General features: G+C 49.1%; 14 protein-coding genes, 1 tRNA gene and 1 pseudogene. 8 read left to right on the top strand and 8 right to left on the bottom strand.

The annotated features are described in order from the left end of the window. Window positions 1–197: 197 nt before the first annotated feature. Together yidD and P8H26_RS14950 are read right to left on the bottom strand one after the other, a co-directional pair. Window positions 198–560: a membrane protein insertion efficiency factor YidD gene (gene yidD / locus P8H26_RS14955; RefSeq protein WP_289633962.1), complete on the bottom strand. Its 363-nt coding sequence runs from the start codon at window positions 558–560 to the stop codon at window positions 198–200. 5 nt (window positions 561–565) lie between these two features. Further along, a complete protein-coding gene (locus P8H26_RS14950; RefSeq protein WP_289633961.1) occupies window positions 566–1,003 on the bottom strand; it encodes an iron-sulfur cluster assembly scaffold protein in 438 nt (145 codons plus the stop codon). Between the two features lie 403 nt (window positions 1,004–1,406). Between P8H26_RS14950 and folE the strand changes: the two genes are divergently transcribed. Both folE and hisI read left to right on the top strand, forming a co-directional pair. Next, window positions 1,407–2,021, top strand: a complete 615-nt coding sequence (gene folE / locus P8H26_RS14945) for a GTP cyclohydrolase I FolE (RefSeq protein WP_289633960.1) — start codon at window positions 1,407–1,409, stop codon at window positions 2,019–2,021. Then, window positions 2,018–2,428, top strand: a complete 411-nt coding sequence (gene hisI, locus P8H26_RS14940; RefSeq protein ID WP_289633959.1) for a phosphoribosyl-AMP cyclohydrolase — start codon at window positions 2,018–2,020, stop codon at window positions 2,426–2,428. Before folE ends, hisI begins: the two co-directional genes overlap by 4 nt. 173 nt (window positions 2,429–2,601) lie before the next feature. Here the strand turns inward: hisI and P8H26_RS14935 are convergent, their stop codons facing one another. Further along, window positions 2,602–3,276, bottom strand: a complete 675-nt coding sequence (locus P8H26_RS14935) for an outer membrane protein (protein ID WP_289633958.1) — start codon at window positions 3,274–3,276, stop codon at window positions 2,602–2,604. A 428-nt stretch (window positions 3,277–3,704) separates the two neighbouring features. Here P8H26_RS14935 and P8H26_RS18175 point away from each other — a divergent pair. From P8H26_RS18175 to lipB, 4 genes and pseudogenes are all read left to right on the top strand, one after another. Further along, window positions 3,705–4,275 (top strand): annotated as a pseudogene (locus P8H26_RS18175) (patatin-like phospholipase family protein); the annotation flags it as partial. A gap of 562 nt (window positions 4,276–4,837) precedes the next feature. Next, window positions 4,838–4,922, top strand: a tRNA-Leu gene (locus P8H26_RS14925). Window positions 4,923–5,546: 624 nt separating this feature from the next. Beyond that, window positions 5,547–5,762, top strand: coding sequence for a hypothetical protein (locus tag P8H26_RS14920; RefSeq protein WP_289633956.1), 216 nt, complete (start codon window positions 5,547–5,549; stop codon window positions 5,760–5,762). Window positions 5,763–5,939: 177 nt separating this feature from the next. After that, window positions 5,940–6,683 (top strand): lipoyl(octanoyl) transferase LipB, encoded by a 744-nt coding sequence (gene lipB, locus P8H26_RS14915; RefSeq protein WP_289633955.1) that lies wholly within the window; start codon window positions 5,940–5,942, stop codon window positions 6,681–6,683. Between the two features lie 69 nt (window positions 6,684–6,752). On the opposite strand, the gene P8H26_RS14910 is transcribed toward lipB, so the two are convergent. Continuing rightward, the gene (locus tag P8H26_RS14910; RefSeq protein WP_289633953.1) at window positions 6,753–7,685 is read right to left on the bottom strand and encodes a DMT family transporter; all 933 of its coding nucleotides are present in this window, start codon (window positions 7,683–7,685) and stop codon (window positions 6,753–6,755) included. Between the two features lie 476 nt (window positions 7,686–8,161). On the opposite strand from P8H26_RS14910, the gene parE reads away from it, so the two are divergent. Then, entirely contained in the window at window positions 8,162–10,339 is a 2,178-nt protein-coding gene (gene parE / locus P8H26_RS14905) for a DNA topoisomerase IV subunit B (RefSeq protein WP_289633951.1), read from the top strand. A gap of 638 nt (window positions 10,340–10,977) precedes the next feature. On the opposite strand, the gene P8H26_RS14900 is transcribed toward parE, so the two are convergent. The 4 genes from P8H26_RS14900 to gatC form a co-directional block, all read right to left on the bottom strand. Continuing rightward, the gene (locus P8H26_RS14900; protein WP_289633950.1) at window positions 10,978–12,237 is read right to left on the bottom strand and encodes a type VI secretion protein ImpB; all 1,260 of its coding nucleotides are present in this window, start codon (window positions 12,235–12,237) and stop codon (window positions 10,978–10,980) included. Between the two features lie 63 nt (window positions 12,238–12,300). Continuing rightward, window positions 12,301–12,774 carry a GNAT family N-acetyltransferase gene (locus tag P8H26_RS14895; protein ID WP_289633948.1) on the bottom strand — a complete coding sequence of 158 codons (474 nt, stop codon included), beginning with the start codon at window positions 12,772–12,774 and terminating at the stop codon, window positions 12,301–12,303. A 6-nt stretch (window positions 12,775–12,780) separates the two neighbouring features. Beyond that, on the bottom strand, window positions 12,781–14,262 hold the full coding sequence (gene gatA, locus P8H26_RS14890; RefSeq protein WP_289633946.1) for an Asp-tRNA(Asn)/Glu-tRNA(Gln) amidotransferase subunit GatA: 1,482 nt from the start codon (window positions 14,260–14,262) through the stop codon (window positions 12,781–12,783). Between the two features lie 120 nt (window positions 14,263–14,382). Next, a complete protein-coding gene (gene gatC, locus P8H26_RS14885) occupies window positions 14,383–14,670 on the bottom strand; it encodes an Asp-tRNA(Asn)/Glu-tRNA(Gln) amidotransferase subunit GatC (RefSeq protein WP_289633944.1) in 288 nt (95 codons plus the stop codon). Window positions 14,671–14,946: 276 nt separating this feature from the next. Between gatC and P8H26_RS14880 the strand changes: the two genes are divergently transcribed. Next, window positions 14,947–15,382: hypothetical protein (locus P8H26_RS14880; protein ID WP_289633943.1), on the top strand; the 436-nt coding region annotated here is incomplete at its 3' end.

Genomic DNA, 15,382 nt, shown 5'->3' with positions numbered 1-15,382 from the left:
TTCGAGCATTTCCAATCCAATTTGAAACACAGGAAATGCTCTATTTCTTGTTTTCGCGTATCTTATCCGAAAACCGGTTCCCACTTTTCGGGATACGCTTCATGCTTACCAGCTCCTGCAAAACGAAGTGCAGATGCGACCGGCAATGTTTCTATAATCAATCTAAAGGGGGAAATAAACCTTGAGGGAAGAAAAGCTTAGCTAATATCCGGTTTTGCAGCCGAAATGTGCCAATAACGCCACGGAAAATACCATTTATAGCGCGGTTCCAGCACTTCCGGCACACGATCAATCCCGCAGGTGCCAAACGGCCCGCAGCGCATAACGCGAAACAGCCCCATCCAGCCACCCGTCCATAAGCCATAACGGGCAATGGCCTCATAGGCATATTCGGAACAGGTCGGCATATGGCGGCAGGAGTTACCGATAAAGCCCGATAACGTCAGCTGATAGAACCGCACAACACCTGTACCCAGCAAACGATCCGGTGTTTTGCGCCATGCGCCCTGATAATTACGACTGTATTTTTTACGGGATTTGGTTTCAGGTTGCGGACACATATTGCTTACACGGCAGCTTTTGCGGCGATCTTGTCGAGACAATCAACAACTGCATCAAATATCAGCAAAGTAGATGCATGGCGTGCTTTATAATCACGCACCGGCTCGAAAAACCGCAAATCTTCAAACCGGCCTTCAGGCGGTGCGCCATTGTCTTTCAGCATAGCTGTCATCTGCGCCTGCAAGGTGCGCAATTCAGCTTCGGTGGAGCCGATAATGTGACGCGCCATGACAGAGGATGTCGCCTGCCCCAATGCGCAAGCCTTTACCTCATGGGCAAAATCTACAACCACGCCGTCTTTGACTTTGAGATCAACCAGCACTGTTGAGCCACAGAGTTTGGAATGGGCTTTGGCAGTCGCGTCAGGCGCTTCCAGACGGCCAATATGCGGAATATTTCCTGCAAATTCGAGAATCCGGGCATTATACATATCATTGATCATCCGGACTCTCCTTCATCATGCGAAAAATTCACTTTCAGGCATGGTTTCATAAATGGTGATATAAATATTTCAATTCAAGCGGCTATAGAACACAACGGAACCGTAATACGACATAAAACGGCTGTGTTTGCCCTTTTAATATCCTTTACTTACTTTATATAGAACAGGCATTTGTTTCCCAGCGCTATTCAGGGAGACAAATGGGAACTGGCAGATCGAGCCTTTGGCTTTATTCTGCAGATGCCGGATATAATTGCCAAGACATAACTGCCAAGCCTTCAGCTTTGATGCATTGTTTCTCCTGATATTTATACAGTGGGAGAAGTTTTCACAGGCTGAGCAAGCTTCGTAACAGTGTCCGTTTAACTCGTCTCTCCACAGAGAGAGACTACGGGAGCTCGATATGAACAAGCACACTTCTGATACTAAAACCAACAGCACCGCTCAGCGCCCCACACAGGCTGAAGCAGAAGCTGCCGTGAATACATTGCTGCTATGGATGGGCGAAGACCCTTCCCGTGAAGGGCTTATTGAGACACCAAAACGTGTTGCGAAAGCCTATAAAGAACTTTTCTCAGGCTATCAGCAGTCGCCCGAAGAAGAGCTCGGCACGGTTTTTGAAGAAGTTGCCGGCTACAAGGATATGGTTCTGGTAAAAGATATCAACTTTTACTCCCATTGTGAGCATCACATGGTACCGATTATCGGCAAGGCGCATGTCGGCTATCTGCCGAACGGTTCTGTTGTCGGCCTTTCAAAAATTGCCCGCGTTGTTGATATGTTTGCCCATCGCCTGCAAACGCAGGAAAGCATGACAGCACAGGTTGCGCACAGCATTCAGAATATCCTCAATCCGCTCGGCGTTGCTGTTCTGATTGAAGCGGAACATATGTGTATGGCTATGCGAGGCATCCGCAAACAGGGGTCAACCACTCTGACCACTACCTTTACCGGCGCTTTCGAGAGCGATGTCGCCCATCAGGTGCGGTTTATGACAATGCTACGGAGCGGTAAATGACAGAGCTGCCAGCTGATTTTCCTGCGCAGACCGACAAGCACAGCACCGAAGAAGGTGCTGTCTTTGCGCCCCGCTTTGACAGCGCCGGGCTGATTACCGCCGTGGTCACAAGTGCTGATGACGGCGATTTGCTGATGGTTGCACATATGAACAGCGAAGCTCTGCGTCTGACACTGGAAACCGGCATTGCCCATTACTGGTCGCGCTCGCGCAAGTCGCTTTGGAAAAAAGGTGAAACCTCAGGCAATTTGCAAACTGTTATCGAGATGCGAACAGATTGCGATCAGGATGCCCTGTGGCTGAAAGTTCAAGTGGCTGGCAATGGCCCCACTTGCCACACTGAACGCCATTCCTGCTTCTACCGCACAGTCGATATTGAAAATAACAAAGTTATTTTACATAAATAAATCAAATAATTGCTGTGATTTTTTGATTTAATAGATCACCAGACAATAAAAGCCCTGCGTAATATTGATTACGCAGGGCTTTTTGTCTGGAGGACGGCTCTTTCGCCAGAATTACAATCCGGCGAAAGAAATTTTCAAGACACAAGAGGCGTCCTTCACCTCGCGTCAGATCATTAGAACTTGTAGTTTACGCCAACGCGCACAGTGTGGAAGTTGGTTTTAACTTTAGAAACGTCAGCTTCATCACGGAACTTAACTTTACCCAGATCGGTGTAAAGATATTCAGTTTTCAGCGTTACATTGTCAGTGAAAGCATGCTCAACGCCGGCACCGGCAGTCCAGCCAGCGCGGGTCTTGGAAGCGCTTTCATGCAGATCCAGATCAGCATCATAGCCTTCGATCTTCACTTTACCATAAGCAAGACCGGCTGTACCGTAGAGCATGGTGCGCTCAGCAATGTCTGCACCCAGACGACCGCGAACAGTACCGAACCACTGGACTTTACCCTTTACAGTGCCTTCATAAACGCCTGCATCGTAGAAATCGACGGACTTCTTCATGGTCGAGCCCTGGAAGTCAGCTTCGATACCAGCAACGATCTGGTCGAACTGCCAGTTGTAACCAGCCTGTACACCACCAACGAAACCGCGTGGCTTAATGCTAACGCCGTCTTCTTTCATTTTGCCGAAGCCATAACCGGCATTCGCACCAACATAACCGCCTTCCCAGCTGAAAGTATTCACTTCAACAGCTGGCGCAGGTTCGTTGTACACGATGGCATCAGCAGCCATTGCAGTGCCGGAAAACAGAACAGCTGCTGAAGCAGCGAGGATAACTTTATTAAACATGGGAGAACCTCAAAATCTTTCTTGATCTTGTTTTACACCAACCAGTCAAAATTGCTGTAACAATATTGCAACACGAATACTTACAAGAATTCATGGTTACTAATTTATTAATTAAAATTAACAAGTAAAAATAAAACATATACACAATTACAACAATATAAAATCATTAATATTTATTAACATTGCATTAATTTCATCAAAACCATAAAATTCCATACAAATAAGACTATCTGAATGATGCTCACCTCAATTCAAATTATTCCGCATGAAAGCCATAGTCTCAATGTAACAGTTCCTGTAATCTGGTTTTAAAAATCAGAATATTCAGGAGATCTTGCATGCTGTCATGGGTACCGCGCCGCCGGACATCTCTCAATGTTACGCCACCAGCTTCCGCAGAAATATCCAGCCCTGCAGTTTTAAAAGCACCTCAGCCAATTGCGCTTGCTTTAGGCGGCGGATCGGCACGCGGCTGGGCGCATATTGGTGTCTTACGGGCACTTACTGAAGCGAATATCAAAATTTCCATGATTGCAGGCACCTCTATAGGCGCTCTGGTTGGCGGCTGCTATCTGGCAGGCAAACTGGACGAACTGGAAGAGTTCGCACGCTCATTGACACGCAGACGCATGTTCAGCCTGATGGACATCACATTGCGCGGCAGCGGGTTATTTGGCGGAATGAAACTCGACCGCAAGCTGCACCAGCATCTTGAGGGCCTCAATATTGATGATCTGCCCTGTCCTTATGTTGCGGTTGCCACTGAATTACGCACCGGACACGAAATCTGGCTTTCAACTGGCTCTCTCATATTAGCCATGCGTGCTTCTTATGCTCTGCCTGGTGTTTTTGAGCCTATTCGCTACGATCACCGCCTGTTGGTGGATGGGGCTCTGGTCAATCCGGTGCCGGTTTCCGTGTGCCGCGCTTACGAGCAGCAACTGGTACTGGCTGTGAACCTCAATTATGATCAGTTCGGCCGTGCAGCTGTTGTCAAATATACCAGCCCTGCACGCGCCGGAAATGAAGATACCATCAGTCCCGCACAGGCGGGAGTAATAAGCCATGAATCACGCCTAGGCATTACTGGCGTTATGATGGACGCATTCAACATCATACAGGACAGAATTTCACGGGCACGCATGGCAGGCGATCCGCCTGATATCGTATTAATGCCCACTATCGGACATATCGGCCTGACGGAGTTTCATCGCGCCGCCGAGACAATAGACATCGGCTATCAGGAAACACGCAAACAGCTGGAGAATATTGAAAGGCTGCAGCGCGTGGTTTTTTGAAAAAAGAATCTCCTGAAATACGAATCTCAGTTGGTTTTCCCGTGCAAATTCACCTGTGAAACAGCAGCTGCGCACTTTTCTGCCTATAAAATCAGGTCGTTGCCTTTATTGCGCATATTGTAAAAGCCACGTTTCGCGGGAAAAAACCGCCTTCTGTGAATTACTTTAAAAAAAATGCAATGAAACGAATAATTTGGCTTGTCACCCCAATAGTGATTTGCTACATCGCGGTCACCGAAGCAATTCGGTTTCTACCACACAGTGCGGTCGTGGCGGAATTGGTAGACGCGCAGCGTTGAGGTCGCTGTGGGGCAACCCGTGGAAGTTCGAGTCTTCTCGACCGCACCATTCTTTCCCTGCATTCAGGAAGAATAAGCTAATAATAACATTACGTTATTTATGTTTATATATAAAAAAAATCCCTCACCTAACTCCCAAAACACCCATTGGTTTTATTCGCAAACTTGAAGCAAATCCCTCACCTTCATTAAGTAATTATTGCGCTTATCTCATTCAAAGAATCGTAATTTCACCTCACCGCGTCACAACTAGCCACCAATCCACCCGATAAAAGAATAGCCTTGAGCCGATACGGTAGCGACCTGCGGCAGACGGGTGACTTCCTTAGCTATTCCAGCCATAAGTTACTCCATTATTTTTTGTTGGTTTTGATGAGCACCACGAAAACTGCATTAATCGTCCTGACACCGGAATAGTGCAGAAGGTTGCGTCATATAAATTGCTGTGATGCTGAGGAGTTACGTGTGAGGCCGGTTGTCATGCGTGACTTCTGGTTGTGATTGTCAGTGACTGACGATACTCAGATTTGGTTTTTGGGTGCTTGAATTCCTCCCTATAGCCCCCTTTTCGATCACGGAAAGTTCTTTAATCGGCATAGTCACTGTGGCTTAATGCGCAAGAAGCCCCTACAAGCCTACATTCAAGCCATGCCGATTAATGAAAGTTATAATAATGAACCTGACTCTTTTCAAAAGCTTATGCAAAGACGGTAAGTTCAAGGAAGCGCTCAGCCTAGCAACGAATGGCTATGAAGAAGACAGATTGGCACCTAGCCGCTTCTCTCTGGATAAGAAAACCGGAAACCCTATTTTCTACCGTGGAAACAAGCGTGTGGAACTTAATGCTGAGGGTGAATGGCAGATTTCAAAGAACACCAACTTTTCATAGGGCTGACATACTCATTCTTCAGGCGGTTATGCTCTTGTTTATATGCCCCGTACGACTAGGGTAAAAACGTATTGGCTTTCACTCCTCTCAGCCTGCTGAGAAACCACAGTCTTCAAAAGATAGCGGTCAATTTGCCATCTGGATTTTACACGCAGCAATCTCTACCTGAATATTATTATGACAGAAATTGCCCCTACCCAGAATCGCCCTGTAACCGATCGTAATAATTTATCCGCTCAGTTTCCTGCCGCCGATGGTTTCGCGCCGGTTGAGTGGCTTATTGCCGATGGCCTGACCTCCTATCCTGATGCTGAAGCATTTATGGAAGCGCGCGTTGCCGCGATCCGTGAAGGCACAGAAAATGAACTGGTCTGGCTGGTTGAACACCCGCCGCTCTATACAGCAGGTACCAGTGCCAGACAGGAAGATTTGCTCACACCCGACCGTTTTCCGGTATACAAAACGGGACGCGGCGGTGAATTCACCTATCACGGCCCTGGCCAACGTGTTGCCTATGTGATGCTTGATCTGAAACGACGCCGTGAAGATATCCGTGCTTTTGTAGCCGCGCTCGAAGAATGGATCATCCGCACACTGGACAGCTTCAATGTCAAAGGCGAGCGGCGGGAAGACCGTGTAGGCGTATGGGTTATGCGGCCGGAAAAGCCACGGCTTGCTGACGGCTCAATGGCTGAGGACAAGATTGCTGCTATCGGCATTCGCCTGCGCCGCTGGGTCAGTTTTCACGGCATCTCGATTAATGTGGAGCCGCAGCTGGAAAACTTCGGTGGTATTGTTCCATGCGGCATTGCAGAATATGGCGTGACCAGTCTGGTTGATCTGGGTTTACCGGTTTCAATGGACGATCTTGATCAGGCTTTGAAACAAAGTTTTCGCGATGTTTTCGGTGATGTAAAATAACAAGAAACATTTTTAATATGTTGTTTTAAATAATAAAGGCGGCTTTTATGCCGCCTTTATTATTGTTCATTACGCAGTCAGGATTGCTTTTTCCGTCTCAGCGCTTCGTTTTTGCTCTCTGATAAAAACATAAATTCCTGAGCCTATGATAATCGCGATACCAAACCATTTTGACAGGCTTGGAAAATCGCCAAAAAAGATCAGACCGACGGTGACTGCCATAACAATCTCGACATATTGAAATGGAGCCAGAATGGAGGCCGGTGCCAACTGAAACGCCTGAACCACCAGCAAGTGCCCGCTTGCAGCAAAGACACCGATCATAATCAGCATAAACCACGGAAAGAGCGTATGCGGCAGGGCGAATTGCAGATCAGCGATTGCGGTTGCCTCACCGAAAATCATAACCGCAGCCCCCATCAGACTGCCGCCAATACCGGCGTAAAGCTGCATCACAACAGGGCGTTCATTCATACCGAATTTGCGGTTCAAAACCAGATAAATTGCAAAAAGCAGTGCTGAGATCATCGGTAATACAGACAACCAGCCAAAAACACTCCAGCTTGGCTGAATAACGATCACTGTTCCGAGCAGGCCTACAAGCACAGCGCTGAGACGGCGCCAGCCCACCTTCTCATTGAGGAAAATCATCGAAAGAACGGTCAGAATAAGCGGTTCTACGAAGAAGACCGCCAGCGCATCGGCAAGCGGCATATATTTAACAGCCGTGAAAAAGCACAGGCTGCCAAGCGCCAGCAGGCAACCGCGAAACAAATTTCCCCACAAATGCTGTGTTTTCATCCCCAGCCCGCGGCTGAAAATCAATATTGCACCGAGGCTGATAAGACCCTGCACAAAGAAACGCATAAAGCTGATTGTGGCAGGCGGAATATGTTCTTCCATCGCCAGCCATTTGCCTGTTGCATCCATCAGCGGCACAATAAGCATAGCGCAGATCATAGTGATCATTCCGCGCACATGCGGCTGTAACCGGTCCTGCATAGTCATTCCCCCGCGGTAAAACCGCCTTCATTTCACACTGTCACGCGACAGTCTTGCTTCATTTCAATGCACACTTCTCATCACGGCTCATGGGTTTACGCAACTTATCTCTCCAGCCGGTGGTTTTATTGTGCAATGCCGTCACTTTAAGGTCACAGAGCCCGCTTAACAGCTTTTGGTGCGGGCAGCAGCTGTTTGACAATTGCGCCGTAATTGTTCAAACAAATAAATCTGCGGAAAAGTCAGGATTTCCGGCTTTTAAACAAGAACGTAAAGCGAACCTTTATCGCTTTATTGGTTTGAACATGCCAAACTTGCCATGATTCGATTATTCGCAATTCCGGAGCGGTTTTCATTTTCTGAAAAGAAAGCCCGCTCCCTACCCTTATTATTCCCGCATTGTTGCAGCACTGAAAAACCTCACTCAGCTGCAAAATGCTCCGTATCTATTTGAACGAACAGGCCGGCCATTTCACATGGATAATAGCGACGATCTATTTTCGAATATTCTCAGCAATGCGCGCGGGCGTCAGGCACTACAGCCCGAGCCGGTTGAAAACATTGCCGAAGCTGTTTCGTCTTCTTTGTCTGAACCGGCAGAGGCTGCTGTCTCCGTGAGCAAAGCTGCGCCTGCTATTGTCGTTCCTCCCTCTCCTGCCAAACCCGCCACTCCATCCCCGACGCTTTCCGCAGATCTGCGCCCTGCACCTGCAAGCTCGGATGGCAGCGATTATAATGCTTCGGCGATCCGCGTGCTTGAGGGGCTGGAACCGGTTCGCTTGCGTCCGGGCATGTATATTGGCGGCACTGATGAAAAGGCACTGCACCATCTGTTTGCCGAAGTTATCGACAATGCGATGGATGAAGCCGTTGCTGGCCATGCCAATTTTATTGACGTTCATCTTGATGCAGAAGGTTTTCTGACAGTCAGCGATAACGGCCGCGGTATTCCGGTTGAAAATCACCCGCAGGTGCCGGGAAAATCAACGCTTGAAGTGATTATGACTAAGCTTCATGCCGGTGGTAAGTTCGACGGCAAAGCCTATGAGACCTCCGGTGGTCTGCACGGTGTTGGTGTTTCTGTGGTCAATGCGCTGTCCGATCTGCTGGAAGTGGAAGTTGCACGCGCCCGCCGCCTCTATCGCCTGCGCTTTTCGCGTGGTCTGCCGTTAGGCGATCTGGAAGAACTGGGCGAAGTGCATAACCGCCGCGGTACGCGCGTGCGCTTCCATCCTGATCCGGATATTTTCGGTAAGAATGCCAAATTTGATCCTGAGCGCCTGTATCGTATGGCGCGATCAAAGGCCTATTTGTTCGGCGGCGTTGAAATTCGCTGGTCCTGTGACCCGTCCTTGCTTGACCCTAAAAAAGGCATTCCGGAAAAAGCTGTTTTCCATTTTCCGGGTGGTCTGAAGGACTTCCTCGCCGCATCACTTGGCAAAGAGTTCATGGTCACCAGAGAGATTTTCTCCGGTAAGACTGAAAAACAAGGCGGGCACGGCGCGGTTGAATGGGCGATTGCATGGTATGGCGGTGACAGTTTTGTCCACTCCTATTGTAATACTATTCCGACCGGTGAAGGCGGCACGCATGAAGCAGGTTTGCGCCTTGCTCTGACACGCGGTCTCAAAGCCTATGCGGAACTGACCAATAATAAACGTGCCTCAGTTATCACCACCGATGACGTGATGATTTCTGCCGCCGGTATGATGTCGGTTTTCATTCGTGAGCCGGAATTCGTTGGCCAGACCAAAGATAAGCTGGCGACGGTTGAGGCGCAGCGTATCGTTGAAAATGCAATCCGCGATCCGTTCGACCATTGGCTTGCAGCCTCGCCGCAGGAAGCCTCGAAACTGCTTGACTGGGTGGTTGATCGCGCTGAAGAGCGTTTGCGCCGTCGTCAGGAAAAAGAAACAACCCGTAAGACTGCAACGCGCAAATTACGTCTGCCGGGCAAGCTGGCTGACTGCTCGCAGAACTCAGCTGCCGGTGCGGAATTGTTTATTGTTGAGGGTGACTCGGCTGGTGGCTCTGCCAAGCAAGCGCGCAACCGTACCAATCAGGCTATTTTGCCGCTGCGTGGTAAAATTCTCAATGTTGCCAGTGCCGGACGTGACAAGCTGACAGCAAACCAGCAGATCGGTGATCTGGTGCAAGCTCTGGGTTGCGGTACGCGCAAAAACTACCGTGAAGATGATCTGCGCTATGACCGCATCATCATCATGACCGATGCTGACGTGGATGGTGCGCATATTGCATCGCTGCTTATCACTTTCTTCTATCAGGAAATGCCGCAGCTGATTACCGGCGGGCATCTTTATCTCGCAGTGCCACCGCTTTATCGTCTCAGTCAGGGCGGTAAAGTGGCTTATGCCCGCGATGATGCGCATAAGGACGAGTTGATGCGCACCATGTTTACCGGCAAAGGCAAGGTTGAACTCGGTCGGTTTAAGGGTCTGGGTGAAATGCGTGCGGATCAGCTGAAAGAAACCACAATGGATCCGAAAAACCGCACTTTGCTGCGTGTGGATCTGGCTGAAGACGAGCATGGTTCGACCAAAAACACAGTCGATGACCTGATGGGCACAAAGCCGGAAGCCCGCTTCCGCTTTATTCAGGAAAATGCTGAATTCGTTCAGGAACTGGATATTTAAGACTTCCCCAAGGCTTTGCCTTTTGCATTGGTGATACTGTCAAACGTCATTCCAGAGCGGTTCCGGTTCATATTGAAACTTCAGAACCGCTCTATTAATTTAACTTTACGCGCTTCTCGTCCCGATCGAAGCAGGCCAAGAAATCAGTCCGGCGAACTGGTTTCCCTGCATAGGTGCTTCACACTTTTCGGAATGCGCTCCAACCTGACACTATATTCTGATCTGAATTGCACTGACCATTCAACCGGAGCCGCTGATCTGTGCAGCAAAAGCCATAATCCGGACAATTGATGGGCTCCAACAGCGTCTTGAATCTGAAGCAGCCAATAAAAGTATTTTAATTGCCGGAATATGCGGATTAGCAGAAGCCGGAAAGACCACTTTATATGTGCAGCTTACAGCGATATCCGGTTTCAATATTGCGCATCTGAGCTGTGATCGCTTCTCTTCTCACAGCCATGCGGGCCGTCAGACAATCATTGAGAGTAAACCGGCACTATAGTTATGATCGCGCATGGAACGGGAAAACAGGCATATACTATGCCGTATTTTGCAGCCTTCGCAGATCAAGCCGATATTTTGTTCCAGCCGGAATCTGCTCCATCTGACAGCGATTAAACACTCTGCATTAAAGCAGATCAATAATCATCCAGATCAGGAATACGTCCGAAGGCGATTTTGCCGCCTATATAAGAGCCGGGGGCAATGGATGGCCCGAGGCTCAAGGCATCAGAGCCGAATTGTTTGCGCACGCGATCCAGCGTATCGGAAATCTGCTCCCAGCGTTGCTGATGTTGTTTTTGCTGCGGCTCGTCAAACAAATCATGGCTATCCACCACCTCGCCGGACAGATGATGCAGGTAAATATGTACATTCTTGACCTGCCGGAAATCAGCCCCGCGAAACGCCGGATGCATCAGCAATCGTCGGTGTAGCTGCGACAGACAGGTGAGAAAACAATGATCATCGCGTGACGGCGGGAACACGCCTTCCACGGAAACAGAGTCATGTCCTTTGATACGCCAGCCATAGACCAAAGCACCGGCGCGGTAATGTTCTTTACGCAAACGGCGTGATGCACTCATACAAAGCAGGCGTGCGCATTGCAGAATTTTATCCGGCTGGCGCCAATCCCGAGGCAGCACGCGACCATGACCGAACATGCGGCGCTGCGTCTCCTGTTTCTCAACCGCATAACCATGTAATCCGGCGATAAAACGCTCGCCCTCTACGCTATTCCAGATCGCCCGCCCTTGTTTTGGGCTGATCTTCCAGAGTTCTTCAACCGTTGTAATACCAGAGCGCAGCAAACGTGCTTCCACACCGGCAGCAATGCCCGGCAAATCACGCAGTTGCAGTTTCAAAAAACGACGCGGAATATCCTCAGGCTGCACAATCACCAGCCCGTCCGGCTTGTCGATTTCAGCGGCGATTTTGGCCAGCAACTCGTTGGGTGCGACACCGATGGAACAGGTCAGTGCAGAACCAAGTTTCTCACGCAATGCTGCTTTGATTGCCAGTCCCAGAGCTTCTGCCTGACGGGACTCGGACGGCAGCAAACGGCAGACAAGCTCATCAATCGAACGCACATCACCTATCGGCAGTACCGTATCAATGATATCCAGTATCTTGTGGTGCAGCTTGACATATTCATCCGGCCGCGCCTCGATAATTGCAATATCAGGACAGATTGCCCGTGCTTCGCGCACAGATGTACCGGTTTTCAGGCCGAGTTTTTTGGCCTCCTTACTGGCTGCAATCAGACCGGTAAACTCACTGGCATGGGGCACAACGCCAACCGGCCTGCCCTGCAATGCAGGGTTCATCTGCTGCTCGGCACTGGCAAAAAAACTATCAAAATCGAGATATAGCCGTTCCGGCAGATCAGGTTTACGCATGTTGATTTTTCCGCATTATTTGCAGAACAAAATAGGAACATTGTGCATTTTTAGCAAGCGATATTACAAATCAGCCTGCATTTTTACCTTTTCCACAATGCGCTCCAGACTGTCTGACCATTCGTCAAACCGCTCAACAATCCGGAAACCGCATTTTTCATACAGTCTTATGGCTGGCAGATTGCGTGCATGCGTACCGATTTCGGCTGCATGAAAGCCAAGCAAAACAATTTGCGCCAGCAGACCGTCAACGAGCATTGTACCAATGCCTTGCCCGTGATGTGCCGGATCAACCCAAACGTCAGAAATATAATTCGCGTTTGTATCGCGCGCGCCCCATCCGCAGAGAATGCCCTCGTGCTCAACAACCAGAATTTGCGGCCAATAGTCTTGCGCAAAATGCAAAAAAGCCAGTTCAGCACGTGCACGCTGATCCGGCTTTTCTGTTTCATAACTAAATATATGAGAAGCCCATGCATTTGCTCCGATGCGGGCAATCATCGCCAGATCAGCGGTGGTTGCCTGCCGAAACTGCATGCGTTGTTACCACCAACGCTTAGGTGTGAACTGACCTGCGGCCTGCTCAATCACATGAGCTGCCTGAAACAATGCTTCTTCTTCAAACGGACGACCAATTAGCTGAAGACCGAGCGGCAGACCATTCTCAGACAAACCGGCAGGAACCGAAATACCCGGCAGACCAGCCATGTTCACTGTGACTGTGAAAATATCATTGAGATACATTTTCACCGGATCAGCAGCCAACTCCTTATCACCAAGCTTAAAAGCTGCTGATGGTGTTGCAGGTGTCAGAATTGCATCCACACCGGCCGCAAACACATCTTCAAAGTCTTTCTTGATCAGCGTGCGGATTTTCTGCGCCTTCACATAATAGGCATCATAATAACCGGCGGAAAGCACATAAGTACCGATCATGATACGGCGCTTAACTTCCTTGCCGAAACCTTGCGCACGGGTATTTTCGTACATTTCAACAATGTCTTTACCCGGAACGCGCAGGCCATAGCGCACGCCGTCATAACGCGCCAGATTGGATGAGGCTTCAGCCGGAGCCACGATGTAGTAAACGGCCAGCGCCTGATCTGTATGCGGCAGCGAAATATCAACAACTTCCGCACCGGCATCTTTCAGCCACTGAACGCCCTGCGCCCAGAGCTTTTCGATTTCTGCCGGCATACCTTCAACGCGATATTCACGCGGGATACCGATTTTCATGCCTTTGACGGATTTACCAAGCACTGCTTCATAATCCGGCACAGGCAGATCCACAGAGGTTGTATCTTTCAGATCAACCGAAGCCATAGATTTCAGCAGGATTGCACTGTCGCGCACATCGCGGGCAATCGGGCCGGCCTGATCGAGTGAAGAGGCAAATGCAACTGTTCCCCAACGCGATACACGGCCATAGGTCGGCTTGATACCGACAGTGCCGGTGAAAGCCGCAGGCTGGCGAATAGAACCGCCGGTATCGGTTGCCGTAGCGCCAGCGCACAAACGTGCAGCAACAGCAGCAGCAGAACCACCAGAAGATCCGCCCGGCACAATCTTATCTTCCGAGCCGTTTGCACGCCAAGGGCTGACAACAGGACCGTAGTAGGATGTTTCATTGGAGGAGCCCATCGCGAACTCATCCATGTTCAACTTACCAAGCATGACCGCGCCGTCTGCCCAGAGATTGGCTGTGACGGTTGATTCATAATCAGGCTTGAAGCCATCGAGAATATGCGAGCAAGCCTGCGTATGATCACCTTTGGTCGCGAAAAGGTCTTTCACGCCGAGCGGAATACCTTCCAGCGCACCGGCCTCGCCTTTTGCCAAACGCTCATCAGACGCCTTGGCCATCGAACGCGCCTTGTCATGCGTAACGCTGACATAGGCATTCAGCGCACCATTGGCCGCATCGATCACATCAAGATAAGCCTGCGTCAGCTCTGTCGCTGTAAACTCTTTTGCTTTTAGCTTATCGCGCGCCTCGGCAATGGTGAGTGCGGTTAAATCGGTCATTCTTTTAATCCTGTTCAGGCTCGGTTGTGCCGCGCGCTTATTCAAATACCGGAAACGGGAGCAAAATCTCAAATTGAATGCGGAACGGCAGAAGGATATTAGCGATTTTAACGCTCGGGACTACTCGATAACTTTAGGCACCATGAAGAAGTTTTCTTCTGTAATCGGCGCATTGGACACGATCTCCGAAGCGATATTGCCATCAGATACCTGATCTTCACGCAGGCGCATCGCGGTTGGAATAACCGAGGTCATCGGCTCCACACCATCAACATTTACGGCATCAAGCGATTGTACGAAGCCCAGAATGACATTGAGTTCACCGGTCATTTTCTCGGCCTGCTCTTCGCTGACCGCAATACGGGCAAGATGCGCAACGCGCTTGACTGTAGTTAAATCGACGGACATGTCGTTCTCCGATAAATGCGAAATGCGGTGATCGCCGCCGGTCGTCCGGCATGAATGCAGCCCGCAAGAAATTTCTCTTAACCGGCTATAACCCTGCACCCGCTCAAGTGCAATATTGGCGATCAATTAAAGCACACATCATGATGCGAATTTACCCCCTTGCGCAAGCTTAGCTCACCTCAAAAAAGAGAGATAAGACCTGTCAAATAAATCAGGCGATACATCTGAAAATGTAACTTAATATCATTGAAAATAAATTCTTCCCGAGGAAGCCGTATGTTTTTATTCACTCTGAGCCCTAAAAATGCAGAAGATTTTTATATAAAGGCACAAGCAACAATTGAGAATGACAATGTATTTTCACTCATATTAATTCCGAAACCAAGTTCATCCGAAATACTTAGCAGTCATACTTTATTCAGCCATTCTGCACATCGTCCGCGAAGCGATCATCCCGCTCCGGAGAGCTTTGATGCTTCCTTATTTTATCAGGCGGATAGCAACGGGTTTCTTGCTTTTGGAAATGATAGCGACAGCGCACCGGCAATTATCAGCCGCGCAGTTAATCCACAAGAAGCTCCGCAATTTCACACCACAAAAGCAACTGGTAATTATTATACGATACATACAATAAAAGAAAAAATAAAATACTACTTATATTTAAACATTTTAAATAATGAAACTTATCTTTTAAAGCACAATAATACTTATC

This window comes from Pseudochrobactrum sp. sp1633 (assembly GCF_030376605.1).
Lineage (GTDB): Bacteria > Pseudomonadota > Alphaproteobacteria > Rhizobiales > Rhizobiaceae > Pseudochrobactrum.
The sequence above is the reverse complement of the archived record's forward strand: the minus strand, read 5'-3'. Positions and strand labels throughout refer to the sequence as shown.